Source organism: Streptomyces sp. NPDC005494, from assembly GCF_042872025.1.
In the GTDB taxonomy this organism is placed as follows: Bacteria; Actinomycetota; Actinomycetes; order Streptomycetales; family Streptomycetaceae; genus Streptomyces.
Window position 1 is genome coordinate 862487 of record NZ_JBIAJR010000001.1, and the last position, 24958, is coordinate 887444.

Genomic DNA, 24958 nt, shown 5'->3' on the forward strand with positions numbered 1-24958 from the left:
CGCGCAGGTGGGACAACGCCATCCCGCTTCCCCAACTGTTCGCTGGGAGCGCAAGGTAAGCCAGTGCGCACAAGGGTCCCGGGGGCGCGCAGGACGCCTTCCCGGGGGCGTCCACCGGGCGCGGGCCGATACGACGGCGGGCTCCGGACGCGGTGCGTCCGGAGCCCGCCGTGCGGATCAGATCAACGGTCGGGACGAGGCTCAGGCCTCGTTCTTCCCGTCCTTCTCCTCGGCTGCCTCGGTGTCCTCGGCGGCCTCGGCCGTCTCGGTGGCCTCCTCGGCCTCCTCGTCGTCCTCGAGCTCGACGATCTCACCGTTGGTGTCGACGACCTTGGCGGCCTCGACGACCACGGCGAGCGCCTTGCCGCGGGCGACCTCGCCGACGAGCATCGGAACCTGGCCGCCCTCGACGACGGCCTGGGCGAACTGGTCGGGGCTCATGCCGGAGGAAGCGGCACGCCGCATGAGGTGCTCGGTGAGCTCCTCCTGGTTGACGTTCAGCTTCTCCTTGTTGACGAGCTCGTCAAGGATGAACTGGGTCTTGATGCCCTTGATGGCCTGCTCGGAGGTCTCGTTCTCGAACTCCTCCAGCGTCTTGCCCTGGATCTCGAGGTACTTCTCGAGGTCGAGACCCATCTGGCCGAGCTGGTGGTGCTCGAGGTTGTGCTTGCGGGTCTGGACCTCGTCCGCGAGCAGCTTCTCGGGGATCGGGACCTCGGCCAGCTTCAGCAGCTCGTCGAGGACGCGCTCCTGGGCCTGGGTGGCCTGGTCGTACTGCTTGGTGTTCTCGAGGCGCTTGCGGCTGTCCTCGCGGAGCTCGGCGAGCGTGTCGAACTCGCTGGCCATCTGCGCGAAGTCGTCGTCCAGCTCGGGCAGTTCGCGGGCGGCGACGGCGGTGACCTTGACGGTGACCTCCGCTTCCTTGCCCTCGGCGGAGCCACCCTTCAGCTCGGAGGTGAAGGTGGCCTCGCCACCGGCCTCCAGGCCGGTCACGGCCTCGTCGATGCCGTCGAGGAGCTCGCCGGAACCGATGGTGTACGAGACACCGGCGGCCACGCCGTCCTCAAGGACTTCGCCGTCGACCTTGGCCTCGAGGTCGATCGTCACGACGTCGCCCTCGGCGGCGGCGCGCTCGACCGGGTTGGTCGACGCGAAGCGCTCGCGGAGCTGCTCCACGGCCTTCTCGACGTCCTCGTCGGTCACTTCGAGTGCGTCCACGGTGACCTCGATGCCGGAGTAGTCCGGAATCTCGATCTCGGGACGGACATCCACCTCGGCGGTGAAGGCCAGCAGCTCGCCGTCCTTGAGTTCGGTGATGTCGACCTCGGGCTGGCCCAGAACGTTGAGCTCGCCCTCGTTGACAGCCTCGGTGTAGAACTTCGGAAGGGCGTCGTTGACGGCCTCCTCCAGCACAGCACCACGGCCGAACCGCTGGTCGATGACCCGGTTGGGGATCTTGCCCTTACGGAAGCCCTTCACCGTGACCTGCTGGTTGATCTTCTTGTACGCCGCGTCGAGGCTGTCCTTGAGCTCCTCGAAGGGCACCTCGATGCTGAGCCGAACCCGAGTCGGGTTCAGGGTCTCCACGGCGCTCTTCACGGTTCGGTCTCCTTGGTGGCTGACTTCTTGGGGTTCTGCTGGGCCGCCGAGAGGCGGCTTCGCGGATCGAGCCCGGTACATCAGACACACGGGCACGCAATTTGCATAGTAACGGCAAGGGGGAGGACTCCCACAATGCGATCTTGCTGGTGGTCGGGGTGGCCGGATTCGAACCGACGACCTTCCGCTCCCAAAGCGGACGCGCTACCAAGCTGCGCCACACCCCGTCGGTGCGACACGTAGGGTACATGCAGAAGAGCCCTGCGTCGGCCGCTTTGCACGGGCCGTGACCGACGCCGGCACCGAGGGCGTCACGGGGCACACCGATACGGGTGTGCGCGCACCTTCCCGGAACCGCTACGATGCTGTCCGTACCGAGATCCGCCGGGCTTCCCGGACCGGCTCCGCGGTGCTTGCGGGCGTAGCTCAATGGTAGAGCCCTAGTCTTCCAAACTAGCTACGCGGGTTCGATTCCCGTCGCCCGCTCCAACGGCTCAGGGCCGGGTCCGAGATTCTTCTCCGGATCCGGCCCTGAGTGTTTTCGTGACGCCTCTCACCTGCCGGCCCCGGAGGGGGCCGGCCTCGCACCGGCGGGCCCCGGAGGGCGTGGCGCCAGCGGCTACGCGGGAGGCATCGCGTCCCGCATCGCCCGGGCCGAGGCGGCCGGGTCGTAGCCCTCGGGAACGCCCTCGACGAGGATGATGTCGCCCTCGATGTGCCGCGAGCGCAGCGGCGCGATCTCCTGGTACGCGGGAGAGTCCCACCAGGCGCGCGCCTCGGCGATTCCGGGGAAGGCGAGCACCACGACACTCCCCGGCCAGACGCCCTCCTTCACCTCGTGCTGCGCGAAGTGCACCAGGAAACGGCCCCCGTGCGCCGCGAAGGTGGCGGGGAGCCGCTCGACGTACTCGGCGATCTCCGGGTGCGGCGCGGCGTCCTGCAGGTGAGCTATCGCATAGGCGGTCATGGCGTCCTCCGGTCGGCGGGGCTCCGTCGGGACGGAGCTTGGCACGTCCGCATACCGGGTTCGATTACCCCTCGGGTAAAGCCGGCCGCCCGGCAGGGAGGCCATCTGCGGGAACGGCCGGGCCGGAGCAGGGTGTTCGAGGTGCGCACGCACCCGTACCCGCCCGTGCGTGTGACCCGGCGGGCTGTCGCCTGCCGGGCCGTGCGCTTCCGCGCGGCTCTCAGAAGCTGATCTGGTTGATCGTGTCGGCTATCGAGTTCATGAATCTGTTGATCGACGGCGCCATGCCCGTCGAGGCCAGGAAGAACCCGAAGAGCACGGCGACCACCGCCGGTCCGCCCTTGAGGGACCCGCCGCGGATCAGCACCACCAGGACGATCCCCAGCAGAAGCACCACAGACAGTGAAATGGCCACGACTGATCACACCCTTGGTCGGTCCGCCTTGCCGGCCCGGTGGCATGCGGCCCGGCACACCTCCGTCGCGTCCATCGTGCCACCAACTCCCCTGCGCCTGCTGCCGGGTGATGGCGGGAAACAACCGGTTCACGCCAACCTCGCGCCCGCGTGCGCCCGGTGTGACGCGGGCGTGAACGCCTTCCCGGCGGGGCGCGGCGGGGCGTGCGCGAAAACTGTGCGCCCGCTGTGTGCGCGGCAGTTCGGATAATCGCCGGTGTGATCGTTTCCATATCCCCACACTTCATTCACAGCGATTTGCGAGGAGTTCGTGCGACGAAATTCACTCTCACCAACCAGCCGACGATATGCACCATTTAAGGGGGATGAATCCCTACGTAACGGGCAGTTGTCGGTAGTTTCGTTTTCGAATCAGCGGGAACACGCGATATCTCTTGAGAGATTTACGCATACCGATCAACGGGTCTAAGGTGCATGAGATGTCCAAAGCTCCGAGCGATATTCAGAGGGCCCCGATCACCCCCGAGAACCGGGAGGCGGAGCCCAGACACGAGCGGACCCCGACGGCCCCGGGGGCGCCGTCCACGGTCACGAAGGCTGCTCCGGCCCGCACCGCGGCGCCTGCTCCGGCCAAGCGCCGGGACGCGTACTTCGACAACGTGAAGTACCTCGCGATCGTCCTCGTCGCCGTGGCCCACGCCTGGGAGCCGGTGATGGACGGCAGCCGCACGACCCGCGCGCTGTACATGGTCGTCTACACCTTCCACATGCCCGCCTTCATCCTTGTCTCCGGCTACTTCTCGCGGTCGTTCGACATGAGTCCGGCCAAGGTGAAGCGCCTGGTCACCGGGGTCGTCGTGCCCTATGTGCTCTTCGAGACCGCCTACTCGCTCTTCAAGCGGTACGCGGGCGGCGTGGACGACACCCCGATCACCCTGCTCGACCCGCTGTTCCTCACCTGGTTCCTGATCGCTCTCTTCATCTGGCGTGTCACCACCCCGCTGTGGCAGTCGCTGCGCCACCCGCTCCCGGTCGCCCTCGTGATCGCGGCGCTCGCCTCGGTGACGCCGGGCATCACCGACGACCTGGACCTGCAACGCGTCTGCCAGCTCCTGCCGTTCTTCGTGCTCGGCCTGCTGATGAAGCCCGAGCACTTCCAGCTGATCCGGCGGCGCGAGGTGCGGATGCTGTCCCTCCCGCTGGTCGTGGGGGCCCTGCTCTTCGCCTACTGGGTCTCCCCCCGCGTGGGGCTCGGCTGGTTCTACCGCAGCAACAGCGCCCAGGAGATGGACTTCCAGTGGTGGGCGGGGCCCGTCATGACCCTCGCCATGTTCGGCTGCGCCCTGCTGCTCACGGTCGCGTTCCTCGCCTGGGTGCCGCGCCGCCACATGTGGTTCACCGCGCTGGGCGCCGGAACGATCTGCGGCTACCTGCTCCACGGCTTCCTGGTGAAGGGCGCCGGCTACTACGGCCTGTTCGACCGCTACGAGTGGCTCACGGGCCCCGTGGGGCTGGTCGTCGTCTCGCTCGTGGCCGCCGTGGCCGTGACGCTCCTGTGCACCCCGCCGGTGCGGCGCGTACTGCGCTTCGCGACGGAGCCGGACATGAAGTGGGCGTTCCGCCGGAGCTCCGCCGAGCGCTGAGCCTGTCCGGATCGGCTCCCTCCCGCCGGGGACGGTGCCGTCCGGGGGTCAGCCCTCGGCGGGGTTGGCCGGATCCCGCTGTTCGGTGGGCCTCCGACCTCCGTCGAGCCCCAACAGCCCGCGTACCAGCGCATATTTCTCGGCCAGCCGGGTACGGGTCGCCGGCTCCAGGACCGCGAGCCGGTCCGGGTCGGCGTTGTGCGCCAGATCCGATTCCTTGATCAGCAGCGCTCCGGGCGTGGCGAGAATCCGCCCGGTGTACGCGAAGAGGTCCTCGCCGTCCCGCTTGGTGACGGCGAGGACCATTTCTTTGACCTGCCGGGGCAGCGGCGCCTCGTCCAGCCACCGCGGGGAGAGCACGCCGTCCTCGACCGCGTCGTGGAGCCAGGCGGCGGCCATCTGCTCCTCACTGCCCCCACGCAGCCGTACGCCCTCGGCGACCGCGGCGAGGTGCTCGGCGTACGGCCGGCCCGCCTTGTCGGTCTGGGCGCGATGGGCCTCGCGGGCGATCGCCTCCACCTGGGCCAGGGTCAGATACGAGGTCGGCACGGTCCGACTGTACGCGGCCCTCCCCCGCCGCCCGCCGTGTCCTCGAAGGGGCCACAGGAGCACGGGTAATCGTTCGGTAAACTAATTACTGACGATTCCTTGACGCACTCTTGACCGAACGAAGGAGACGGGCTCATCGGACACGCAGACACGCTCATCGCCATGGGGGGCGCGTTCCTCGCCGCCGCAGTTCTCGCCCGCGTGGGCGGCCGTATCGGGCTGCCGACCATCCCCCTGTTCATCCTCGCCGGGATCCTCCTCGGCCCGTACACGCCCGGGGTCGTCCTCCTCGACGATCCCCACGACCTGGAGATGCTCTCCGCACTCGGTCTGGTGCTGCTGCTCTTCTACCTGGGGCTCGAGTTCCACCTCGACGACCTGAAGAAGGGCGGGCGCAAGATGGCGCTCGCCGGCGGCACCTATCTCGCCCTCAACGTGGGCGCGGGTCTCGGCTTCGGCTTCGCGCTGGGCTGGGGCACCTCGGAAGCACTCGTGCTCGCGGGCGTGCTCGGCATCTCGTCGTCGGCCATCGTCACGAAGGTCCTGGTCGACCTCGGCCGGATCGGCAATCCGGAGACGCGGCCGATCCTCGGCATCATCGTCGTCGAGGACGTCTTCCTCGCCCTGTACCTGGCGGCCCTGCAACCGATCCTCTCCGGCGCCGACAGCCTCGGCGCGGCGGTGCTCGACGGCGGGAAGGCCTTCGGCTTCCTGCTGTTGCTCGCCCTGATGGCCCGGTTCGGCACGAAGCTCGTCGGCAAACTGATGAACACCAAGGACGACGAACTCCTCGTCATCTCCTTCCTCGGCGTCGCCGTCTTCGTGGCCGGGGTCTCCGAATGGTTCGGGGTCGCCGACGCGATCGGCGCCTTCATGGTCGGGCTGATGCTGGGCAGCACCAGCTCGGGCCCTCGCATCCTGAAGCTGGTCCACCCGCTGCGGGACGCGTTCGGCGCCATCTTCTTCTTCGCGTTCGGGCTGTCCATCAACCCCGGTGACCTGCCGAGTGTCGTGTGGCCGGTACTGGCGGCCGTCGCGGTGACCGTGGCGATGAACGTCTTCGCCGGGATGGCCACGGCGAAGATCTACACCTTCGGTCCGAAGGCCACGGCGAACATCTCCACCACCCTGCTGGCGCGCGGCGAGTTCGCGCTGATCCTCGCCACGATGGCGGCGGGCGCGGGGCTGGACGAACGGCTCTCGCCCTTCATCGCCGGATACGTCCTCGTGCTCGCGGTGCTGTCGCCCCTGGCGGCCGGCCGCTCGCACTGGCTCGCCAGGATCCTGCCCGGAGGGCGCTCGCGGGACCAGGAGCCCGAGAAGGAGCCGGTGCCGGTCTGAGGCCGCGAGACCCGGGTGCGCGGGGGCAGGGCCCGCGCACCCGGAAGGCTCACGGCGAGGCGGAACGAGCGGACCCCGGAACGAGCGGCCCCGGACGCTTCCCCCTGGGGCAGGACACGGACACCCGGCACGGTTCACGGCGGGGCGGAGCCCGCACACCCGGCACAGTTCACGTTCGGGTGACTGCCGGACGCCCTGGTTGACGTCCGAGCGGTTTGTGCGGCTTACGTACGGTTCAGGCGCGGCGGGACAGCAGCAGGAGCGCGCGGTCGTCGTTGACGTCCTTCGCGCAGGCCTCGATGAGGTGCCAGGCCGCGCCCTCGAAGCCGGTGGAGACGTAGCGGTCGGCCTCGCCGGTCAGCCGGTCGATGCCGTCGGACATGTCCCGGTCGGACGCCTCCACCAGTCCGTCGGTGAAGAGCATCAGGACGTCCCCGGGCGCCAGCGAACCCTTCACCGCGTCGAACTGCGCGCCGTCGTACACCCCGAGGAGCGGTCCCTCGGCTGCCATCTCCTCCCACCGGCCGCTGCCCGCGTGCAGCTGCAGCGCGGGAGGATGGCCGGCCGAGAGGAGCTCGTAGTCGCCCGACTCCAGGTCCAGGACGAGATGGATGGAGGTGGCGAAGCCCTCGTCCCAGTCCTGACGCAGCAGATAGCCGTTGGCCGCGGGCAGGAAGCCGTGCGGCGGCAGGGAGCCCAGGAGGCCGCCGAAGGCTCCGGACAGCAACAGGGCGCGGGAGCCCGCGTCCATGCCCTTGCCGGAGACGTCGGTGAGCACGACCTCCAGGGTGCGCCCTTGGTTGGTACGGGCGGCGACGACGAAGTCACCGGAGAACGACTGTCCGCCTGCGGGGCGCAGCGCCATCTCCCGGTGCCAGCCGTCGGAGAGCGGCGGCAGCGCGCTCTGCACCCGGATCCGTTCGCGCAGGTCGAAGAGCATCGTGCCGCCGCGACGCCACGGCACCCCGACCCTGGCCCGGAACTGGGCGAGCACCAGCCCGAAGAACCCACAGGCGGCGACGACCAGGACGGTGCCGGGCGTGACCCGGGCGGGCCCGTCCGCGTACGGCCCCAGGGCGATGGACTCCACGATGAGGGCCGCCGCGGCGGTCGCGTAGAGGCTGAGGAGACTGGCCGGCCGCAGCACCAGACCGCCCGCGACGATCGGCAGCGCCAGGGCGGCCGGTGAGCACCAGACCGGGTTCAGCAGGGTGACGCAGGTGATCACCGGGATGACGATCAGCAGGCCGGCCAGGGCTATCCAGTCGGACCCGTCACCACGGAAGTAGTCGACGCCGGAGCGGCGCAGCGCGATGCGCGCCCGGTGCGCCGATCTGCGCCACCGGGCGGTGTAGGTGTCTGCTCCTCCGCGACGTGCCATTGTCGGGACCTTATCGACCCGGAGGCCTCCGGTGCAGGGGGACCCGGTGACAATGTGTTCGAGACCGGTGTCGCCCGGATGGCGGAGCGCTGGTAAGCAGGGCACATGACCACTGAACTGCGGGCACTGTCCGCCTCGGAATGGGACACCTGGTTCGGCTGCGTCGAGTTGGCGTTCGGCGGCGTCCCCTTCGCCCCGGAGAGCCGCGAGATGTACGCCGCGCTCGCCGAGCCGCACCGGGCCCTCGGGCACTGGGACGGAGCGGACTGCGTGGGGACGGCCGGGGCCTACAGCTTCCGGCTGACCGTGCCCGGCGGGGCCGCGGTGCCGGCCGCGGGCGTCACCGCGGTGAGTGTCGCCGCGACCCACCGCCGGCAGGGCCTGCTGACATCGATGATGCGGCGCCAGCTGGACGACGTCCGTTCCTGGGGCGAGCCGGTCGCCGTGCTGCTGGCCTCGGAGCCCGGCATCTACGGACGGTTCGGGTACGGGGCCGCCACCACGGAGATGAACCTGCGGGTCGACACCTCCCGGGTCGGCCTGAAGCTGCCCCCGGGGACGGACGAGGTCCGGGTGCGCAGGTCGTCGCCGGAGCAGGCCCTCGACGCCTGCGAGGCGGTCTACGCACGGCTGGCGGCGGACAGGCCCGGCACCCCGCTGCGGCAGCCCGGCTGGGAGCGGGTGCCGGTGAACGACCCCGAGAGCGGCCGGCACGGCGGCTCCCCCTTGCAGTGCGTCCTCGCGGAGCGGGACGGCGGGGTCACCGGCTACGCCACGTTCCACCTCAGGCCCGCCTGGGACGACGCCGGTCCACGGGGCACGGTGGCGGTGCGTGACCTGGCGGCGCTCGACCCCGCTTCGTACGCGGCACTGTGGCGCTTCCTGGCCGGAATCGACCTGACCTCGTCCGTCGAGTGCCGCAACCGGCCGGTGGACGACGCGGTGCTCCGGCTGGTCTCCGACGTCAGGCGCTGCGACGTCCGGCTGCGGGACGGGCTGTACGTGCGCCTGGTCTCCCTGGACGCGGCCCTGGAGGCGCGTGCCTACCGGGCCCCGGTGGACGTGGTGCTGGAGGTGGAGGACGCCTTCTGCCCCTGGAACGAGGGCCGTTGGCGGCTGACCGTCGGCGCGCAGGGGGCGGTCACCTGCCGCCGGACAGCGGACGAGCCCGAACTGGCGCTCTCCGTGAACGAGTTGGGGGCCGCCTATCTGGGCGGGGTGTCGCTGACGACGCTCGCGGCGGCCGGGCTGGTGCGGGAGCTGCGGCCCGGAGCGCTGGCGAGGGCCGCCCTGGCCTTCTCCTCGGACGTGCAGCCGTGGTGCCCGCACGGCTTCTGACGGGCGTTCCCCGGCCCGGCTACCGGCCCGACGCGGAGGGCTGGCAGCCGGGACACCAGAAGAGGTTGCGCGCGGCGAGGTCCGCCGTGCGGATCTCCGTACCGCAGATGTGGCAGCCCTGCCGGGCCCGCCGGTAGACGTACACCTCGCCGCCGTGGTCGTCGACCCTCGGAGGACGGCCCATCACCTCGGGGAGGTGCTCGGGGCGCACGGTGTCGATCCGGTTGTTCCGCACGCCCTCGCGCATCAGCACGCCGAGGTCGGCCCAGATCGCGTCCCACTCGCCGCGCGTGAGGTCCTTGCCCGGGAGGTACGGGTCGATGCCGTGCCGGAAGAGGACCTCGGCGCGGTAGACGTTGCCGACGCCCGCGACGACCTCCTGGTCCATCAGCAGCGCCGCCACGGTCACACGGCTGCGCGAGATCCTGCGCCAGGCCCGCTCACCGTCCTCGTCGGCGCGCAGCGGATCCGGACCGAGCCGGTCGTGTATCGCGCGCTTCTCGGGACCGGTGATCAGGGCACAGGTGGTGGGGCCGCGCAGGTCGGCGTGGTGGGCGTCGTTGAGCAGGCGCAGCCGGACGGTGTCGGTGGGCGGCGGGGCCGGGGTCGTACCGAAGCCCAGTTTGCCGAAGAGGCCGAGGTGGACGTGGACCCAGGCCGCGCCCTCGAAGCCCAGGAAGAGGTGCTTGCCGTGGGCGTCGACGCCGGTGAGGGTCCGGCCGTCCAGCAGCGCCGCGCTTCCGGCGAACTTGCCCTGCGGACTGCTCACCCGCACCGGGCGGCCCGCGAAGCGCTCGTGGTGGTCGGCGGCGAGGCGGTGGATCGTATGCCCCTCGGGCACGGCGTGTCTCCTGGAAACGCGCTCGTGCCGCCGGGCGGTACCCGGCGGCACGAGGGGAGCGGGTGCGGGCCGGTCAGCCCTGCTGCGGGTGGTGGGCCGGGATCGGGGGGAGTTCGCCGGTGCTCTCGTACGCCGAGAGCATCTCGATGCGGCGGGTGTGGCGCTCCTCGCCCGAGTACGGGGTGCCGAGGAAGATCTCGACGAACTTGGTGGACTCCTCGACCGTGTGCATCCGGCCACCGATGGCCACGACGTTGGCGTCGTTGTGCTCACGGCCGAGCGCGGCGGTCTGCTCGCTCCAGGCGAGTGCGGCGCGTACGCCCTTGACCTTGTTCGCGGCGATCTGCTCGCCGTTGCCCGAGCCGCCGATGACGATGCCGAGGCTGCCCTTGTCCGCAGCCGTCCGTTCGGCGGCGCGGAGGCAGAACGGCGGGTAGTCGTCCTGGGCGTCGTAGATGTGAGGACCACAGTCGACGGGCTCGTGGCCGTGGGCCGCGAGCCACTCAACCAGGTGGTTCTTCAGTTCGTAGCCAGCATGATCGGAGCCGAGGTACACGCGCATGGTGCGAAGTGTGGCACGGACCGGACCGGGTAGCCGTCAGCGGGGTCGGGAGCCATGTGCCTTTCCCGGGGCCGGCCGGAACCCGGGGCTGTGCGCCATGCCACTCGGGCAACGATCGGGTCAAGGAACCGGATGAAGGGGTTCCGCTTCTGGTGCCGATCGGGCTTGAATGCGTGGCCTTGCCCTCGCACCACCCCCGCCGAGGGCATGAACCCGACACACGTGATCAGAAAACGTAAGGATTCGATCCATGACGTCGCAGACGACTGTGGCTGATCCGGGCCACCAGCCCGGCGAGCCCGGCAAGCCGGAATCCCCCGACGGGCTTCAGGCCGGTCTCAAGAACCGCCACCTCTCGATGATCGCCATCGGCGGCGTGATCGGGGCCGGCCTGTTCGTCGGGTCCGGCGCCGGTATCGCCGCCGCGGGACCGGCCATTCTCCTGTCGTACGCGCTGGTCGGCCTGATGGTCGTCTTCGTCATGCGGATGCTCGGCGAGATGGCCGTCGCCCGGCCGAGTTCCGGCTCCTTCTCCGCCTACGCCGACCGGGCCCTGGGCCGCTGGGCCGGTTTCTCCATCGGCTGGCTGTACTGGTTCTTCTGGGTCGTGGTGCTCGCCGTCGAGGCGACGGCGGGCGCCAAGATCCTGGAGAGCTGGGTCCCCGGTGTACCGCAGTGGGCCTGGGCCCTGATCGTCATGGTCGTGCTGACCGCCACCAACCTGGTCTCCGTCGGCTCGTACGGCGAGTTCGAGTTCTGGTTCGCCGGGATCAAGGTCGTGGCCATCGGCGCCTTCGTCGTCGTCGGGCTGCTCGCCGTCTTCGGCGTCCTGCCGGGTTCGGACAACGCGGGGTCGGGCCTGGCCCACCTCACGGACACCGGCGGGTTCTTCCCCGAAGGACCCGGGGCCATCCTCACCGGTGTGCTGATGGTCGTCTTCTCCTTCATGGGCAGTGAGATCGTCACCCTGGCCGCCGGTGAGTCCGAGGACCCGCGGCGCGCCGTCTCCAAGGCCACCAACAGCGTGATCTGGCGCATCGCCATCTTCTACCTCGGCTCGATCTTCGTCGTCCTCACCCTGCTTCCGTGGAACGACCCCTCGATCGTCGAGGACGGTTCGTACGTCGCCGCACTGAACGCCATCGGCATCCCGCACGCGGGCCAGGTCATGGACGTCATCGTGCTGACGGCCGTGCTGTCCTGTCTCAACTCCGGCCTCTACACGGCCTCCCGCATGGCCTTCTCGCTGGGACAGCGGGGAGACGCGCCCAAGGCCTTCTCCCGGGTGAACAAGCGGGGCGTGCCGCAGGCGGCGATCCTGTCGTCCGTCGTGTTCGGCTTCGTGGCGGTGTTCTTCAACTACCAGTGGCCCGACACGGTGTTCGCCTTCCTGCTGAACTCCTCCGGCGCGGTGGCCCTGTTCGTCTGGCTGGTCATCTGCTTCACCCAGCTGCGGATGCGCGGCATCATCCTGCGCGAGTCGCCCGAGAAGCTGGTCGTCCGGATGTGGCTCTTCCCGTACCTGACGTGGGCGACGATCGCGATGATCTCGTTCGTCCTCGTCTACATGCTGACCGACGACGCCGGGCGCGAGCAGGTGCTGCTCTCGCTGCTGGTCGCGGCCCTGGTCGTGGGTGTCTCGCTGGTCCGTGAGGCCCGCAGCCGGAAGGCGGCGGCGCCGGTCGAGTGACCGGCACACATACCTGACGGCCGATGTCAGGTTTACCCGGGAGGCTCTCCCTCGCCCCGCGATCCCGCGAGCGAACGGAGAGCCTTTCCCATGACCACGCACACCCCGCCCGAGAGTTTCCAGACCGCCTTCACACTGGCGCCCGAGCGCCTCGTCGAACCCGTGGGGCCCGCCGGAGTGCGGGACGCCGTACGGGACGCGGCCGCGCGCGGGCTGCACGTCGCCGTTCACGCGACGGGGCACGGGCTGCCGGGCCCGGTGGAGGGCGGGGTGCTCATCAGCACCCGCCGGATGGACGAGGTGGAGGTGGATCCGCTCCGCGGCACCGCGCGGATCGGGGCGGGCGTCACCTGGGGCCGGGTGATCGCCGCGGCGGCCCCGCACGGGCTCGCCCCGCTGAACGGCTCGTCCCCCGGCGTCGGCGCCGTCTCGTACACCCTGGGCGGCGGGCTGGGCATCCTGGCCCGGGAGTTCGGCTACGCCGCCGATCATGTCCGCTCGCTGGACGTGGTGACCGCCGACGGAGTCCTGCGCCATGTCACGCCGGACGCCGAGCCCGACCTCTTCTGGGGGCTGCGCGGCGGCGGCCACCGGCTGGGCGTCGTGACGGGGCTGGAGATCGGCCTGGTGGCCGTGGAGCGCCTGTACGGCGGTTCACTCACCTTCGACGGGGAGGCGGCCCCCGAGGTGCTGCGGTGCTACCTGGAGTGGACCCGGACCGTGCCGGACACCTGCGCCTCCTCGGTGGCGGCACTGCGCTACCCCGACGCGCCTCAGCTCCCGGAGCACCTGCGCGGCCGGTACGTGGTCTCGGTGCGCGTCGCGTACACGGGCCCGGCGGCGCGGGGCGAGGAGCTGGTCGCGCCGCTGCGCGCTGCGGGGCCGGTGCTCTCGGACTCGCTGCGGGAGATGCCCTACACCGAGAACCACACGATCCACAGCGACCCGCCCTACCCGCACGCCTACTACGGCGAGGGCCTGATGCTCCGCGACCTGGACGCGGGGTCCGCCGTACGGGTCCTGGAGCTGACCGGCCCGGAGGCGCCGATGATGACGGTCGTGCAGCTCAACCACCTGGGCGGCGCGCTGGCCGCCGCGCCCGCGCACGACAGCGCGGTGCCGTACAGGGAGGCCGGTTTCCTGCTGCGGCTGCTCTCACCGCTGGACGGTACGGACGTGACGGCGGTACGGGCCCTGTACGCGGAGGTGGCCGGCGCGACGGCCCCGTACGACCTGGGCCGCTCGCTCAACTTCTCCTTCGGCGGCGGGGACCGCGCGGAGTCCTGCCGGGCCCTGCACGAGCCCCGGACACGCGAGAGGCTCGCCGGTCTGGTGTCGCGATACGACCCGGCGAGCCTCTTCGGTGGTGCCTACGGCGTCAGCCGCGACGCCCGATGAGCTTCCAGGAGGCGGGCAGCGCACCCATCGCCAGCGCTGCCTTGAGGGCGTCGCCCACGAGGAACGGCACCAGTCCGGCCGCGACGGCGGCGCTCATCGACATGCCGGTGGAGAGCGCCAGGTAGGGCACGCCGACCGCGTAGATGATCAGGGAGCCGACCGCCATCGTGCCCGCGGTGCGCAGGACGGAACGGTCACCGCCGCGGCGGGCGAGGCCCCCGACGACCGTGGCGGCGAGCAGCATGCCGAGGACGTAGCCGAACGAGGCGCCGCCGGGGCCCGAGGTGCCCCCGGAGAACCACGGCATGCCGGCCATGCCGACGAGCGCGTACAGCGCGAGGGAGAGGAAGCCGCGGCAGGCGCCGAGGGCGGTGCCTATGAGCAGCGCGGCGAAGGTCTGGCCCGTGACCGGGACCGGGGAGCCCGGGACCGGCACGGCGATCTGGGCCGCGATGCCGGTGAGGGCCGCGCCGCCGACGACCAGCGCCGTGTCCACGGCGTAGCGGTGGCGGACCGCGGGCAGCAGGTCGGCGAGGACCGCTCCGGAACGGACGGGGGCGGCAGCTGTGCTCATCGGGACTCCGCGGGTGAGATCGGCAGGACAGGGACGGACTGAGGGTGACGTTAGCCGACGGGGCCTCGCCGGATCACCATCAGCCGCCCACAAAGCGGCGGTTGAGGACTTAGTGGGGTTCGGACAAAGACGGGGACGCAATCACCGGTCGGCGTGACGCTGGTCACGGAGGTGAGGGTGCTCCCCGCTCGGCGTTCGAAGAAGGGCGCGTGTGCGTGAGACTGTAGGTTCCCCATAAATGATCCGAGAGTGATCCGCAGCCCATGCACGACGCGTCTCCCCCCACGCACCCCTCCGCCCCGCCCGGCTCCCCGTCGTCCGGGCCACTGCCGTCCGAGCCCCTGGCTCACGGGCTGAAGCAGCGCCATCTGACGATGCTCGGCCTCGGGGGCGTGATCGGCGCCAGGCTCTTCGTCGGCTCCGGCGCCGGGATCGCGGTCGCCGGACCGGCTGTCGTGGTCTCCTACCTGCTCGCGGGCACGCTCGCGATGCTGGTGATGCGGATGCTCGGCGAGATGTCGGCGGCGATGCCGGCGTCCGGCTCCTTCTCCGTGCACGCGGAGCGCGCGCTGGGCCGCTGGGCCGGCTTCAGTGTGGGCTGGCTGTACTGGTTCATGCTGGTGGTGGTCCTCGCCGTGGAGGCGACGGCAGCCGCGCAGATCGCCCACTCCTGGGTCCCCGCCGTGGATCAGTGGCTCTGGGTGCTCCTCTTCATGGTGGTGTTCACCGCGGCCAACCTCACGGCCGTGAAGAACTTCGGCGAGTTCGAGTTCTGGTTCGCCGCGCTCAAGGTCGTCGCGATCGTGCTCTTCCTGGGGCTCGGGCTGCTGGCCGTGTTCGGCCTGCTCCCGGACACCGGTGCGGTGGGGCTGACCAACCTCACCGGCCAGGGCGGCTTCCTGCCCAACGGCTGGGACGGGGTGGTGTCCGGTGTGCTCACCGTGGTGTTCGCGTTCGGTGGACTGGAGGTCGTGACGATCGCGGCCGCCGAGACCGACGATCCGGCGCGTGCGGTGGGACGCGCCGTGCGCAGCGCGGTGGTGCGCATCCTCTTCTTCTACGTCGGTTCCATGCTCGTGATCGTGACCGTGCTGCCGTGGACCGCGCAGCAGGCCGGCCTCAGCCCGTACGTGAAGGTCCTGGATTCGATCGGGGTGCCGTCGGCCGGGCAGATCATGAACATCGTGGTGTTCGTGGCACTGCTCTCGGCGCTCAACGCCAACCTGTACGGCTCCTCGCGGATGGTCTTCTCGCTGGCCGAGCGCGGCGAGGCCCCGCGCGGACTGCTGAAGGTGTCGCGCGGAAAGACCGGCGGGCACGGCGGGGGCGGGGTCCCCCGGCGGGCGGTGCTGGCCTCGGTGGCGTTCGGCTTCGTCTCGGTGCTGCTCAATCTGAAGTGGCCCGACACGGTCTTCCTCCACATGCTCAACTCGGTCGGTGCGGTCCTGCTGTTCGTCTGGGGGCTGATCGCCGCCTCGCAGCTGCGGCTGAGGCGGCGGCTGGAGCGCGAGGCGCCGGAGGCGCTGACCCTGCGGATGTGGTGTTTCCCGTATCTGACCTGGGCGACCCTGGCCGGGCTGCTGGCCGTCCTGCTGCTGATGCTCACCGACGAGGCGGCCCGCCCCCAGGTGCTGTGGTCGGCGGGGGCCACCGGTCTCGTCCTGCTCGTGGCGGCCGTACGGGAGGTGCGGGCCAGGCCGTAGGCGGCGCCGTACCGCGACGGGCGGGCGAAGCCGCAGGCCGGAGCAGCACGGGCGGTGCGGCGAAGCCGTAGGCGGGTGAGCACCTTGTGTGAGCCTCGTGACCGTATAGCGGACAGCCGTTCCCCGTGGCCGGAACTCGTGCCCAGACTGTGGGCGACCCCCGTCCCGACCAGTGAACAGAGCCTGTCCATGTCCCGGACCTCCGCGCCGCCCCCCACGGACGCAACCGCTCCCGCCGCCGACTCCGCGCTCACCCGAGGACTCAAGCAGCGCCATCTCTCGATGATCGCCCTGGGCGGTGTGATCGGGGCCGGGCTGTTCGTCGGTTCGGGCGCGGGCATCGCCGCGGCGGGCCCCTCGATCGTCGTCGCCTACGCCGTCTCCGGGCTCCTGGTCATGTTCGTGATGCGGATGCTGGGCGAGATGTCCGCGGCCAACCCCGCGTCCGGCTCCTTCTCCGTCCACGCGGAACGGGCGATCGGGCCGTGGGCCGGTTTCACGGCCGGGTGGTCGTTCTGGGTGCTGCTCTGCGTCGCCGTGGGCCTGGAGGGCATCGGCGCCGCGCAGATCGTGACGGGCTGGCTCCCGGGCACGCCCGAGTGGGCCTGGGTGGCCCTGTTCATGCTGGTCTTCCTCGGCACGAACCTGGCCGCCGTGAAGAACTTCGGCGAGTTCGAGTTCTGGTTCGCCGCGCTCAAGGTCGTCGCGATCGCGCTCTTCCTGGTCCTCGGCCTCCTCGCGATCCTCGGCGTGCTGCCGGGGACGGACTCCCCGGGCACCGCGAACCTCACCGGCGACGGCGGCTTCATGCCGAACGGTTCCGAGGGCCTCATCATCGGTCTGCTCGCCTCGGTCTTCGCGTACGGCGGTCTGGAGACGGTCACGATCGCGGCGGCCGAGTCGGAGAACCCGGTGCGGGGCGTCGCCACGGCGGTGCGTACGGCGATGTGGCGGATCGCCGTCTTCTACATCGGCTCGATGGCCGTCATCGTGACCCTCGTGCCGTGGGACGACCCGAAGGTCGCCGAGGTCGGCCCGTTCTACGCGATGCTCGACCACCTCGGCATCGGCGGCGCGGCGGAGATCATGAACGTGGTCATCCTGGTCGCCCTGCTCTCCGCGATGAACGCCAACATCTACGGCTCCTCGCGCATGGCCTGTTCCCTTGTCGCCCGCGGTCAGGGCCCGAAGATCCTCGGCAAGGTCTCCTCCGGTGTCCCGCGCAACGCCGTGCTCGCCTCCTCCGTCTTCGGCTTCCTGTGCGTGCTGCTCAGCTACTGGCGGCCCGACGACGTGTTCCCGTGGCTGCTCAACATGATCGGCGCGGTGATCCTGGTCGTCTGGATCTTCATCGCCGTCTCCCAGCTCGTCCTGCGCAAGCGGCTGGAGCGGGAGGCCCCGGACCGGCTGGTCGTCCGTATGTGGCTCTTCCCCGGCCTGACCGTCCTGGCGCTGGTGGCCATGACCGGCATCTTCGTCCTGATGCTGCGCCAGCCGGACACCCGCGACCAGTTGCTGGCCACGGGCGCGCTGACGGCGGTGCTGATCGTGATCGGCGTGGTGCGGCAGAAGCGGGCGCAGCGCGTCACCCCGGCCGAAAACTGAGTGCGTGCGGCACGGTCGCTCTGCGAGGGTCCGGGCATGAGTCCTCTTCCCGCAGACCCGACCGTGCTGCACCCGATGCCCGGACAGCCGCGGGTGGTGCAGCTCGCGCCGCTGGTCACGTCCCCGCTCATCGAGGTCGGCGCGTATTCGTACTACGACGACCCCGATGACGCGACCGCCTTCGAGACGCGCAACGTGCTGTACCACTACGGCCCGGAGAAGCTGGTCATCGGCCGTTTCTGCGCGCTGGGGACGGGGGTGCGGTTCATCATGAACGGCGCCAACCACCGCATGGACGGCCCGTCCACGTTCCCGTTCCCCACCATGGGCGGCTCCTGGGCCGACCACTTCGACCTGCTGGCCGGGCTGCCGAACCGGGGCGACACGGTGGTCGGCCACGACGTGTGGTTCGGCTACCGGGTGACGGTGATGCCGGGCGTGCGGATCGGGAACGGCGCGGTCATCGCGGCGGGCTCCGTGGTCACGTCCGACGTACCGGACTACGGGATCGTGGGCGGCAACCCGGCGAAGCTGCTCCGCACCCGCTACGACGAGAAGGACATCGCCCGCCTCCTCGCCGTCGCCTGGTGGGACTGGCCGGCCGAACACCTCACCGAGCACATCCGCACCGTCATGTCCGGCAGCGTCGACGACCTGGAAGCGGCAGCGCCTCAGCGGGGCTGAGCGCCGAGGAGCACCTCGCCCGTCTCCGTGCGGAAGTAGAGGACCGAGCGGCCCGACCGCCGTCGCCCCGCCAGGCCTGCGTCGAGCAGGACCTTCAGGTGCCGGCCCACCGATCCCAGGCCCTGGCCGGTGAGCGCCACCAGCTCCGTGGTGCTCCTGGGGCGGTCGAGCAGTACGAGGACACCGGCCCGCGCGGGCCCCAGCAGCCTGCCGAGGCTGTCGGGGACGACGGGCCGGTCCGTCTCCGACAGGGTCCCGGAGCTGGCGTACACGACCGCGTACCGTCGCGCGCCGGCGTCCCAGGAGACCCAGCCCTGACGTGGTGTGACAGGGACGAACACCAGCCGTACGCCCGCGAGTTCACGCGGCGGGTAGTCGCGCGGGTTGACCTGGAGCCGGCTGCCGCCCAGCCAGCGCATGCCGGGGTTCATCGCCTCCAGCGCGGCGGCCCAGCCGCCCTGGCTCAGCTGTCCCGCGCGCGCCACGATGTCCGCCTCGAGGATCCGGCGGCGGCGCGGCCAGTCAGGGAGCACGAGGTGCTCCCACACCCATTCCAGCAGGTCGGCAGCCCGCTGCGGCAGGTCGGGACGGTGTAGTTCCGCCGGGAGCGGTCCTCCCCCGGACACCTCCAGGTCGGCGCGGGCGGCCTCGGGGGGCGTCTCGCGCACCCGGGCCAGGTCTTCGGCGAAGGTGGTCCGGCCGGTGGGTGTGGGGGTGAGGAAGTCCGCGTTCCAGTGGCCGCCGAGGCCGGTCCGCACGAGCTGCGCGGTGACCGGGTCCTCGGCGAGACGCTCCCGGTAGGCGGGCCTGTGGGTGTCGAACCACGCGCGTTCGGCCGGGTTCGCGGCCACCCCGCACTCCAGGCTCTGGAGCGTCGCCGTGGTCTCGGACAGCTCCGACACGACGAAGCGTCCGGCTGCCAGAGTGTCCGCGTTGACCTGCCACCAGCCCATGGTTTCGCCTCCGGGCGAAACAGTAACGGCTGCTCGGAACACCCGCCGAGACTCCCCCGCATGCTCACCTACCGGGACGTCTTCCGTGTGCCTCAGTTCGGCCCCCTCTTCGCGACGAGTGCGCTGCAGGGTGCCGCCTCGACGACGAGCGGACTGGCCCTGGGTGTCCTCGTGTTCACCACGACGGGGTCACCGCTGCTCTCCGCGCTCTCCATGTTCGGCTCCTCACTCGCCCAGCTGATCGGCGCGACCCTGCTGATGTCGGCGGCCGACCGGCTCCCGCCGCGCGGAGCACTGAGCGGCGCGGCGCTCGCCTTCGGCATCGGGACCGCCGTCCTCGCCGTCCCCGGGCTACCGCTGCCGCTGGTGTTCGCCGTCGTCCTGGGCGAGGGGACCGTCGCGGCCGTGATCGGCGGGGTGCGGTACGGACTGCTCAACGAGGTGCTGCCCAAGGACGCCTTCCTGCTGGGGCGTTCGGTGCTCAACATGTGCGCCGGCTCCATGCAGATCTGCGGCTACGCGGCCGGTGGGGTCCTGGTCACCGTGCTGTCCCCGCGCGGCACGCTGCTCGTCGCCGCGGCGCTGTACGTGGCCGGTGCCGCAGCCGCCCGGTTCGGTCTCGCGCACCGTACGCCCCGGGCGGCCGGGCGGCCGCCGGTGGGCGAGACCTGGCGGACCAACGTACTGCTGTGGTCCTCGGCCCCCCGGCGGCGTGTGTACCTCGCGCTCTGGCTGCCCAACGGCCTGGTCGTCGGCTGCGAATCGCTCTTCGTCCCCTACCGGCCGGACCGGGCGGGGCTGCTGTTCGCCTGCACGGCGTTCGGGATGCTGGCCGGGGACACGGTTGCGGGACGGTTCGTACCGGCGCGGTGGCGGGCGCGACTGGGCACCCCGATGCTCCTGCTTCTGGCCCTCCCCTACCTGCTGTTCGCCCTGCGGCCGGGGCTGCCCTGGGCGCTCGCTCTCGTCGCCCTGGCGTCGACCGGCTTCTCGGCGAGCCTGCTGTTCCAGGAGCGCCTGATGGCTTTGACCCCGGACGCGATGGCCGGCCAGGCGCTCGGCCTGCACGCGTCCGGGATGCTCGCCATGCAGGGTGTGGCGGCGGCCCTGGCGGGCGCAGTCGCCCAGCGGACCTCCGCGGCGACGGCGATCACGGTGATGGCCGCGGCCTCGGTCGCGGTGACGCTGGCCCTGACACCTGGGCTCAGGCGCGAGCGCGACGGTCTCCCCGGTGCGGGCGTGCCGCTCACGAAGCCTGGGCGAGCGCGATCCTGAGCAGCGGCAGAGACCGTCCCGGGATCGAGCCGGAAGGGGTGGCGCCGATCCTGACGGCTCCCATCGCCGTGTAGAACGGTTCGGCGTTCGGGTCGGCGTCGATGGTGAGCGTCTCGAAGCCGAGCCGACGGGCCCGCCCCATGGTGTGCTCAAAGAGGAGCCGGCCCACGCCCCGGCCGATGGTGACGGGCTCGACGAACATCATGCCGAGGGCGCCCTCGGGTGGCTCCCCGGACAGCGTGGTGAAACCCAGGACACGGCCGTCCTCCTCCGCGACCACCGTGCGCCCGCCCGCCGTGTCGCCGGGGCGGACGGTCAGCTCGTCGCGGCAGGCGGCCATGAACGCCTCGTCGTAACCCCAGTGGGCCTTGGAACGCAGTGCCAGCCCGGTCAGCGCCGCGGCCTCTCCGGGCCGCCCCGGCCGAAGCTCCATGTCTTCCTCCTCCGTCGCCTGCCGAGGACCGTACCCGTGGCCGTACGACACAGTCGCGGTGCGGGCCGGAGCGGACTGGATCGAGGCCGACCTGGACGCCGTCGTGACGGATTTCCCCGACCTGGCGGCGGGCGCTCGGGACGGCCTCCGGTCCTAGGGCGAACGGCTGATCACCTTCGGGCCCTCCTCCTGCTAGCCTGCAATTGCGAATGAGTTGCAACAACAACTAGGCAGCAGCTGGAGGGTTCGAACCCATGGCCACGTACACGCTTCCGGAACTCCCGTACGACTACGCGGCGCTCGAACCGGTCATCAACCCGCAGATCATCGAGCTCCACCACGACAAGCACCACGCGGCGTACGTCAAGGGTGCGAACGACACCCTGGAGCAGCTGGAGGAGGCCCGCGACAAGGAGGCCTGGGGCGCGATCAACGGCCTCCAGAAGAACCTCGCGTTCCATCTCTCCGGCCACATCCTTCACTCGATCTACTGGCACAACATGACCGGTGACGGCGGCGGCGAGCCCCTCGCGGCGGACGGTGTGGGGGACCTGGCGGACGCGATCGCCGAGTCCTTCGGCTCGTACGCCGGCTTCAAGTCCCAGCTGACGAAGGCCGCTGCGACCACGCAGGGCTCCGGCTGGGGCGTCCTCGCCTACGAGCCGGTCAGCGGCAAGCTGATCGTCGAGCAGGTCTACGACCACCAGGGCAACGTGGGCCAGGGCTCCGTGCCGATCCTGGTGTTCGACGCCTGGGAGCACGCCTTCTACCTGCAGTACAAGAACCAGAAGGTCGACTTCATCGAGGCGATGTGGCGCGTCGTCAACTGGCAGGACGTGGCGAAGCGCTACGCCGCCGCCAAGGAGCGCGCGGACGTGCTGCTGCTCGCTCCCTGACGCCCCGAGCGTCCTGCCTCGTGATCGTCTTCTCAACCTTCACCCGGCAGGCGGATGAAAGGAGAGCCCCCGCGAGGACCTGACTCGCGGGGGCTCTCCCATGCCCTGGCCGGAGCTGCTCCGTTCAGGGCCGGGCTCAGATCCGGAACACGGAGCCGATGAACTCGGAGAGCAGCCGCTCCTTGAGCGCACCCGGCAGGGCGTCCAGCAGGACCAGTACGGGTGCCATCCGGTCCGGCAGCCCCGCCCCCTCGCCGAGCCCCGCGAAGGCGAGGACCGCCGCGACCTCGTCCGGTCCGAGCGCCTCGGGGTCCAGCCCGGCGGCGAACGCGGTGAGCGCGGGGTCCACGGTGACCGGCTCCAGGGCGCGCGCCTTCTCCAAGGCGGTCGCGAGGTCGGCGAGCAGCGCGTCGACCTGGCCGACCGTGGCGGGCGTCAGTGTGAGGTGGAGGTTGGGCGGGAGACCGTCGAAGGAGAGCTGCGGCTGGAGGTACCAGCCGAGTGCGCGCATCTCGTCGGCGAGATGGAGGAGCAGGCCGAGGTCGGGGGCGCCGCCCTCGGCCCGGGCGACGGTGAAGGAGACGAGCCCCGCGGCCGGTTCGCCGAGCACCCGTACGCCGTCACTCGCCCGCAGCCCCGCCAGCAGCCGGTCCGACGCTTCGGCGACCCGGGCCGCGAGCGCGGTGTAACCCTCCTCGCCCACGTAGCGGAGGACCGCCCAGGCCTGCGCCAGCAGACCGCCGGACTTGGTGCCCTGCACGGTCGGGTTGACGACGGGGTAGCCGGGCCAGCCCGCGTGCGCGAAGTACTGGTGGCGGCGCAGGCCGGCGTCGCGGTACAGGACCACCGAGGCGCCCTTGTCGGCGTACGCGTACTTGTGCAGATCCACCGAGAGCGAGGTCACCCCGGGCACGGACAGGTCGAAGGGCGGCACCTCCCGTCCGGCGCGCCGGAGGTGGGGCAGGATCCAGCCGCCGATACAGGCGTCGACGTGGCAGAGCACTCCCCGGGCGGCGGCCGCCCCGGCGATCTCGGCGACGGGGTCGATCACTCCGTGGGCGTACGAGGGGGCCGAGGCGACGGCCAGCACCGTGCGGGGGGTGATCGCGGCTGCCATGGCTCCGGCGTCGGCGCGGAAGGTGCGGGGGTCGACGGGGACGACGACGGGCTCCACGGCCAGATAAGAGGCGGCCTTGTGGAAGGCGGCGTGGGCGGTGGAGGGCAGCAGCAGCTGCGGCTCGGTGATGCCCCGCTCCGCCCGGGCGTGGTCGCGGGCCGTCTTGACGGCCAGCAGGATGCTCTCGGTGCCGCCGCTGGTGAAGGTGCCCTGGGCGCCGGGGGTGCCGAGCAGCGCGGCCACCGCGCCAACCACGTCGTTCTCCAGCCGGGCCACGCTCGGGAAGACCGTGGGGTCGAGCCCGTTGACCGTGGCGAAGGCGGTGTACGCCTCGGCGGCCAGCTCGTCGAGGCCGTCCAGCCCGGCGTCGTAGACGTAGGCGAAGGTGCGGCCCCCGCGGGTGGGCGCGTCCGCCGTGCGCAGGGCGCAGAGTTCGGCGAGCACCTCGCGGGCGCGCCGGCCGTCGGGGAGTGCGGGTTCAGTCGGCACGGGCGGGCTCTTCCTGGAGAGGGCGGTGCGGGATCGGTGCGGCGCTGTGGCGGTGCAGCAGCAGGAGGCTCGCGGCAGCGATGACGGCGGGCAGCACGCTCATCCCCGCGGTGATGCCCGTCAGCGCCGCCGCCGGCTGGTCCACCTGGTGCGCGGCGTCGGAGGAACGGAATCCGGTGACGGCCAGCACCAGGGCGAACACCCCCGCGCCCAGGGCGAAGGCGAGGGTCTCCGCCGCGGTCCAGAGCCCGGTGAAGGTCGCGGCCCTGCGTCTGCCGGTGACGGCCGCGTCGGCGGCCAGCGTCTCGGCGAGCATGGTCAGGGGCAGCAACTGCAGCCCGGCGTAGGCGATGCCGACGAGGACGACCGCCGCGTAGCCGACGGCGGGACCCGCGGCGCCGGTGAAGGCGAGGAGCACCGCCCCTGCGGTGTAGAGCAGCGACGCGCACCACTGGGCGTACGTCACGCCCTTGCGGCGGGCGAGCCGGTTCCACAGCGGCATGAAGAGGACCAGCGGGCCGATCAGGCACGCGAACAGCGGGGTCACCGCGCCCGCCGAGCCGAGGGTGTACGTCGCGAAGTACTGGACGCCCGCGAGCATCACGCCGATGGCGAGCGCCTGCAAGGTCCACATCCCGGCGAGGTGGAGGAACGGCGCGCTGGAGCGGGCGGCGGCGAGCTGCGCGCGGAGGGAGGGCTCGGCCTCGCTGCGGGCGACGGCCGGGGCGCGGCGGGTGGCGAGCCACGCGCCGAACATGCCGACGGCCAGCAGGACGGCGACGACCGCGCCCATCAGCCGGTAGCTCTCCGGGGTGTCCCCGTCGGCGTGCGCGATCGCGGGTGCCAGCGCGCCGGAGAGCAGGATGGCGACGCCGAGGAAACCCACCCGCCAGCCGAGGACCCGGCCGCGTTCGCGCGGGTCCTCGGTCATCTCCGCCGGCATGGTCACGTACGGCACCTGGAAGACGGCGTAGGCGGTGGCGGCCAGCAGGAACAGGACCGCGACATAGCCCGCCGCGCCGGCGCCCCGCAGCGGCGGCGCGGCGAAGATCAGCGCGAAGAGCGGGGGCAGGGTGCAGGCGCCGATCAGCAGGAACGGCCTGCGCGGGCCGCCGCGCAGCCGGCTGCGGTCGGAGAGCGCGCCGATCAGGGGGTTGATCAGGACGTCCCAGGCCTTGGGCAGGAAGACGGCGGCTCCCGCGACGGCGGCGGGCACGGCGAGGACGTCGGTGAGGTAGTAGAGCAGGATCAGGCCGGGCACGGTCGCGAAGGTGCCGGTGCAGAGCGAGCCGAGCCCGTAGCCGATCCGCACGGTGCGCGGCAGGGGCGGGGCCGCGTGGTTGTTCGAACCGGCCGCTGGCATGGGCAGATCCTGAACGATGTTCATCTTTTCGGCAAGACCCGGGCCGCCCATGACACATGACCGCCACACGGCGGGCGGGGCACGGCCGCCCCGCCCGCGGCAGACGCGGGCCGGTCGACGACGGGCCCGCCTACGGGGCAGG

The 24958-nt window shown here is 71.3% G+C and carries 23 protein-coding genes and 2 tRNA genes; 12 read left to right on the forward strand and 13 right to left on the reverse strand.

The genetic code is table 11. The features are described from left to right. Positions 1-201: 201 nt before the first annotated feature. On the reverse strand, positions 202-1599 hold the full coding sequence (gene tig / locus ACFYQ6_RS03910) for a trigger factor (RefSeq protein ID WP_361571336.1): 1398 nt from the start codon (positions 1597-1599) through the stop codon (positions 202-204). 150 nt (positions 1600-1749) lie between these two features. After that, positions 1750-1826: transfer RNA gene (locus ACFYQ6_RS03915), tRNA-Pro, on the reverse strand. A gap of 188 nt (positions 1827-2014) precedes the next feature. Here ACFYQ6_RS03915 and ACFYQ6_RS03920 point away from each other — a divergent pair. Then, positions 2015-2088, forward strand: a tRNA-Gly gene (locus ACFYQ6_RS03920). 130 nt (positions 2089-2218) lie between these two features. Here ACFYQ6_RS03920 and ACFYQ6_RS03925 read toward each other — a convergent pair. After that, positions 2219-2566: a DUF1330 domain-containing protein gene (locus ACFYQ6_RS03925; RefSeq protein ID WP_361571339.1), complete on the reverse strand. Its 348-nt coding sequence runs from the start codon at positions 2564-2566 to the stop codon at positions 2219-2221. Between the two features lie 220 nt (positions 2567-2786). Continuing rightward, the gene (locus ACFYQ6_RS03930; protein ID WP_145801539.1) at positions 2787-2981 is read right to left on the reverse strand and encodes a hypothetical protein; all 195 of its coding nucleotides are present in this window, start codon (positions 2979-2981) and stop codon (positions 2787-2789) included. 479 nt (positions 2982-3460) lie between these two features. Between ACFYQ6_RS03930 and ACFYQ6_RS03935 the strand changes: the two genes are divergently transcribed. Next, positions 3461-4624 carry an acyltransferase family protein gene (locus ACFYQ6_RS03935; RefSeq protein ID WP_388760268.1) on the forward strand — a complete coding sequence of 388 codons (1164 nt, stop codon included), beginning with the start codon at positions 3461-3463 and terminating at the stop codon, positions 4622-4624. 48 nt (positions 4625-4672) lie between these two features. Here ACFYQ6_RS03935 and ACFYQ6_RS03940 read toward each other — a convergent pair whose 3' ends face one another. Further along, positions 4673-5173 carry an HD domain-containing protein gene (locus ACFYQ6_RS03940; protein WP_361571343.1) on the reverse strand — a complete coding sequence of 167 codons (501 nt, stop codon included), beginning with the start codon at positions 5171-5173 and terminating at the stop codon, positions 4673-4675. A 162-nt stretch (positions 5174-5335) separates the two neighbouring features. Between ACFYQ6_RS03940 and ACFYQ6_RS03945 the strand changes: the two genes are divergently transcribed. Then, positions 5336-6514 (forward strand): cation:proton antiporter, encoded by a 1179-nt coding sequence (locus tag ACFYQ6_RS03945; protein WP_361571346.1) that lies wholly within the window; start codon positions 5336-5338, stop codon positions 6512-6514. A 235-nt stretch (positions 6515-6749) separates the two neighbouring features. Here ACFYQ6_RS03945 and ACFYQ6_RS03950 read toward each other — a convergent pair whose 3' ends face one another. Continuing rightward, positions 6750-7895: a PP2C family protein-serine/threonine phosphatase gene (locus ACFYQ6_RS03950; protein ID WP_388760271.1), complete on the reverse strand. Its 1146-nt coding sequence runs from the start codon at positions 7893-7895 to the stop codon at positions 6750-6752. A gap of 105 nt (positions 7896-8000) precedes the next feature. On the opposite strand from ACFYQ6_RS03950, the gene ACFYQ6_RS03955 reads away from it, so the two are divergent. Beyond that, positions 8001-9233 carry a GNAT family N-acetyltransferase gene (locus ACFYQ6_RS03955; protein ID WP_388760274.1) on the forward strand — a complete coding sequence of 411 codons (1233 nt, stop codon included), beginning with the start codon at positions 8001-8003 and terminating at the stop codon, positions 9231-9233. 19 nt (positions 9234-9252) lie between these two features. Here the strand turns inward: ACFYQ6_RS03955 and ACFYQ6_RS03960 are convergent, their stop codons facing one another. Continuing rightward, positions 9253-10074 (reverse strand): DNA-formamidopyrimidine glycosylase family protein, encoded by an 822-nt coding sequence (locus tag ACFYQ6_RS03960; RefSeq protein ID WP_361571353.1) that lies wholly within the window; start codon positions 10072-10074, stop codon positions 9253-9255. Positions 10075-10147: 73 nt separating this feature from the next. Next, a complete protein-coding gene (locus tag ACFYQ6_RS03965) occupies positions 10148-10636 on the reverse strand; it encodes a ribose-5-phosphate isomerase (RefSeq protein ID WP_361571355.1) in 489 nt (162 codons plus the stop codon). Positions 10637-10886: 250 nt separating this feature from the next. Between ACFYQ6_RS03965 and ACFYQ6_RS03970 the strand changes: the two genes are divergently transcribed. After that, positions 10887-12326, forward strand: coding sequence for an amino acid permease (locus tag ACFYQ6_RS03970; protein WP_361571358.1), 1440 nt, complete (start codon positions 10887-10889; stop codon positions 12324-12326). 90 nt (positions 12327-12416) lie between these two features. Beyond that, positions 12417-13724 carry an FAD-binding oxidoreductase gene (locus ACFYQ6_RS03975; protein ID WP_388760278.1) on the forward strand — a complete coding sequence of 436 codons (1308 nt, stop codon included), beginning with the start codon at positions 12417-12419 and terminating at the stop codon, positions 13722-13724. Here the strand turns inward: ACFYQ6_RS03975 and ACFYQ6_RS03980 are convergent. After that, positions 13705-14298, reverse strand: coding sequence for a biotin transporter BioY (locus ACFYQ6_RS03980; RefSeq protein WP_388760281.1), 594 nt, complete (start codon positions 14296-14298; stop codon positions 13705-13707). The two genes, ACFYQ6_RS03975 and ACFYQ6_RS03980, sit on opposite strands and share 20 nt — an antisense overlap. 263 nt (positions 14299-14561) lie before the next feature. On the opposite strand from ACFYQ6_RS03980, the gene ACFYQ6_RS03985 reads away from it, so the two are divergent. From ACFYQ6_RS03985 to ACFYQ6_RS03995, 3 genes are all read left to right on the forward strand, one after another. Continuing rightward, on the forward strand, positions 14562-16001 hold the full coding sequence (locus tag ACFYQ6_RS03985) for an amino acid permease (RefSeq protein WP_388760285.1): 1440 nt from the start codon (positions 14562-14564) through the stop codon (positions 15999-16001). A gap of 189 nt (positions 16002-16190) precedes the next feature. Then, positions 16191-17606 (forward strand): amino acid permease, encoded by a 1416-nt coding sequence (locus ACFYQ6_RS03990; protein ID WP_361571369.1) that lies wholly within the window; start codon positions 16191-16193, stop codon positions 17604-17606. A gap of 36 nt (positions 17607-17642) precedes the next feature. Further along, positions 17643-18290 (forward strand): CatB-related O-acetyltransferase, encoded by a 648-nt coding sequence (locus ACFYQ6_RS03995; RefSeq protein ID WP_361571371.1) that lies wholly within the window; start codon positions 17643-17645, stop codon positions 18288-18290. Here ACFYQ6_RS03995 and ACFYQ6_RS04000 read toward each other — a convergent pair. Then, positions 18278-19243 carry an ArsR/SmtB family transcription factor gene (locus ACFYQ6_RS04000; RefSeq protein ID WP_388760288.1) on the reverse strand — a complete coding sequence of 322 codons (966 nt, stop codon included), beginning with the start codon at positions 19241-19243 and terminating at the stop codon, positions 18278-18280. The two genes, ACFYQ6_RS03995 and ACFYQ6_RS04000, sit on opposite strands and share 13 nt — an antisense overlap. Before the next feature lie 60 nt (positions 19244-19303). Between ACFYQ6_RS04000 and ACFYQ6_RS04005 the strand changes: the two genes are divergently transcribed. After that, positions 19304-20518: an MFS transporter gene (locus ACFYQ6_RS04005; protein ID WP_388760291.1), complete on the forward strand. Its 1215-nt coding sequence runs from the start codon at positions 19304-19306 to the stop codon at positions 20516-20518. Here the strand turns inward: ACFYQ6_RS04005 and ACFYQ6_RS04010 are convergent. Further along, positions 20490-20951 (reverse strand): GNAT family N-acetyltransferase, encoded by a 462-nt coding sequence (locus ACFYQ6_RS04010; protein ID WP_388760294.1) that lies wholly within the window; start codon positions 20949-20951, stop codon positions 20490-20492. The two genes, ACFYQ6_RS04005 and ACFYQ6_RS04010, sit on opposite strands and share 29 nt — an antisense overlap. On the opposite strand from ACFYQ6_RS04010, the gene ACFYQ6_RS04015 reads away from it, so the two are divergent. Together ACFYQ6_RS04015 and ACFYQ6_RS04020 are read left to right on the forward strand one after the other, a co-directional pair. Further along, the gene (locus ACFYQ6_RS04015) at positions 20950-21108 is read left to right on the forward strand and encodes a hypothetical protein (protein ID WP_361571381.1); all 159 of its coding nucleotides are present in this window, start codon (positions 20950-20952) and stop codon (positions 21106-21108) included. The genes ACFYQ6_RS04010 and ACFYQ6_RS04015 overlap by 2 nt on opposite strands. Positions 21109-21205: 97 nt before the next feature. Beyond that, positions 21206-21847 (forward strand): superoxide dismutase, encoded by a 642-nt coding sequence (locus ACFYQ6_RS04020; RefSeq protein ID WP_124276476.1) that lies wholly within the window; start codon positions 21206-21208, stop codon positions 21845-21847. 136 nt (positions 21848-21983) lie between these two features. Here ACFYQ6_RS04020 and ACFYQ6_RS04025 read toward each other — a convergent pair whose 3' ends face one another. Continuing rightward, positions 21984-23453, reverse strand: a complete 1470-nt coding sequence (locus ACFYQ6_RS04025; protein ID WP_361571384.1) for an aminotransferase class V-fold PLP-dependent enzyme — start codon at positions 23451-23453, stop codon at positions 21984-21986. Next, positions 23443-24816, reverse strand: a complete 1374-nt coding sequence (locus ACFYQ6_RS04030) for an MFS transporter (RefSeq protein WP_361571386.1) — start codon at positions 24814-24816, stop codon at positions 23443-23445. The genes ACFYQ6_RS04025 and ACFYQ6_RS04030 overlap by 11 nt, the downstream gene beginning before the upstream one ends. Between the last annotated feature and the right edge of the window lie 142 nt (positions 24817-24958).

Excerpts from the sequence above, each read along its gene's own strand:
- ACFYQ6_RS03925 (WP_361571339.1), bottom strand. The coding sequence starts at position 2,566 with ATGACCGCCTATGCGATAGCTCACCTGCAGGACGCCGCGCCGCACCCG.
- ACFYQ6_RS03935 (WP_388760268.1), top strand. The coding sequence starts at position 3,461 with ATGTCCAAAGCTCCGAGCGATATTCAGAGGGCCCCGATCACCCCCGAG.
- ACFYQ6_RS03945 (WP_361571346.1), top strand. The coding sequence starts at position 5,336 with ATGGGGGGCGCGTTCCTCGCCGCCGCAGTTCTCGCCCGCGTGGGCGGC.
- ACFYQ6_RS03950 (WP_388760271.1), bottom strand. The coding sequence starts at position 7,895 with ATGGCACGTCGCGGAGGAGCAGACACCTACACCGCCCGGTGGCGCAGA.
- ACFYQ6_RS03955 (WP_388760274.1), top strand. The coding sequence starts at position 8,001 with ATGACCACTGAACTGCGGGCACTGTCCGCCTCGGAATGGGACACCTGG.
- ACFYQ6_RS03965 (WP_361571355.1), bottom strand. The coding sequence starts at position 10,636 with ATGCGCGTGTACCTCGGCTCCGATCATGCTGGCTACGAACTGAAGAAC.
- ACFYQ6_RS03970 (WP_361571358.1), top strand. The coding sequence starts at position 10,887 with ATGACGTCGCAGACGACTGTGGCTGATCCGGGCCACCAGCCCGGCGAG.
- ACFYQ6_RS03975 (WP_388760278.1), top strand. The coding sequence starts at position 12,417 with ATGACCACGCACACCCCGCCCGAGAGTTTCCAGACCGCCTTCACACTG.
- ACFYQ6_RS03980 (WP_388760281.1), bottom strand. The coding sequence starts at position 14,298 with ATGAGCACAGCTGCCGCCCCCGTCCGTTCCGGAGCGGTCCTCGCCGAC.
- ACFYQ6_RS03985 (WP_388760285.1), top strand. The coding sequence starts at position 14,562 with ATGCACGACGCGTCTCCCCCCACGCACCCCTCCGCCCCGCCCGGCTCC.
- ACFYQ6_RS03990 (WP_361571369.1), top strand. The coding sequence starts at position 16,191 with ATGTCCCGGACCTCCGCGCCGCCCCCCACGGACGCAACCGCTCCCGCC.
- ACFYQ6_RS03995 (WP_361571371.1), top strand. The coding sequence starts at position 17,643 with ATGAGTCCTCTTCCCGCAGACCCGACCGTGCTGCACCCGATGCCCGGA.
- ACFYQ6_RS04000 (WP_388760288.1), bottom strand. The coding sequence starts at position 19,243 with ATGGGCTGGTGGCAGGTCAACGCGGACACTCTGGCAGCCGGACGCTTC.
- ACFYQ6_RS04005 (WP_388760291.1), top strand. The coding sequence starts at position 19,304 with ATGCTCACCTACCGGGACGTCTTCCGTGTGCCTCAGTTCGGCCCCCTC.
- ACFYQ6_RS04015 (WP_361571381.1), top strand. The coding sequence starts at position 20,950 with ATGTCTTCCTCCTCCGTCGCCTGCCGAGGACCGTACCCGTGGCCGTAC.
- ACFYQ6_RS04010 (WP_388760294.1), bottom strand. The coding sequence starts at position 20,951 with ATGGAGCTTCGGCCGGGGCGGCCCGGAGAGGCCGCGGCGCTGACCGGG.
- ACFYQ6_RS04020 (WP_124276476.1), top strand. The coding sequence starts at position 21,206 with ATGGCCACGTACACGCTTCCGGAACTCCCGTACGACTACGCGGCGCTC.
- ACFYQ6_RS04030 (WP_361571386.1), bottom strand. The coding sequence starts at position 24,816 with ATGCCAGCGGCCGGTTCGAACAACCACGCGGCCCCGCCCCTGCCGCGC.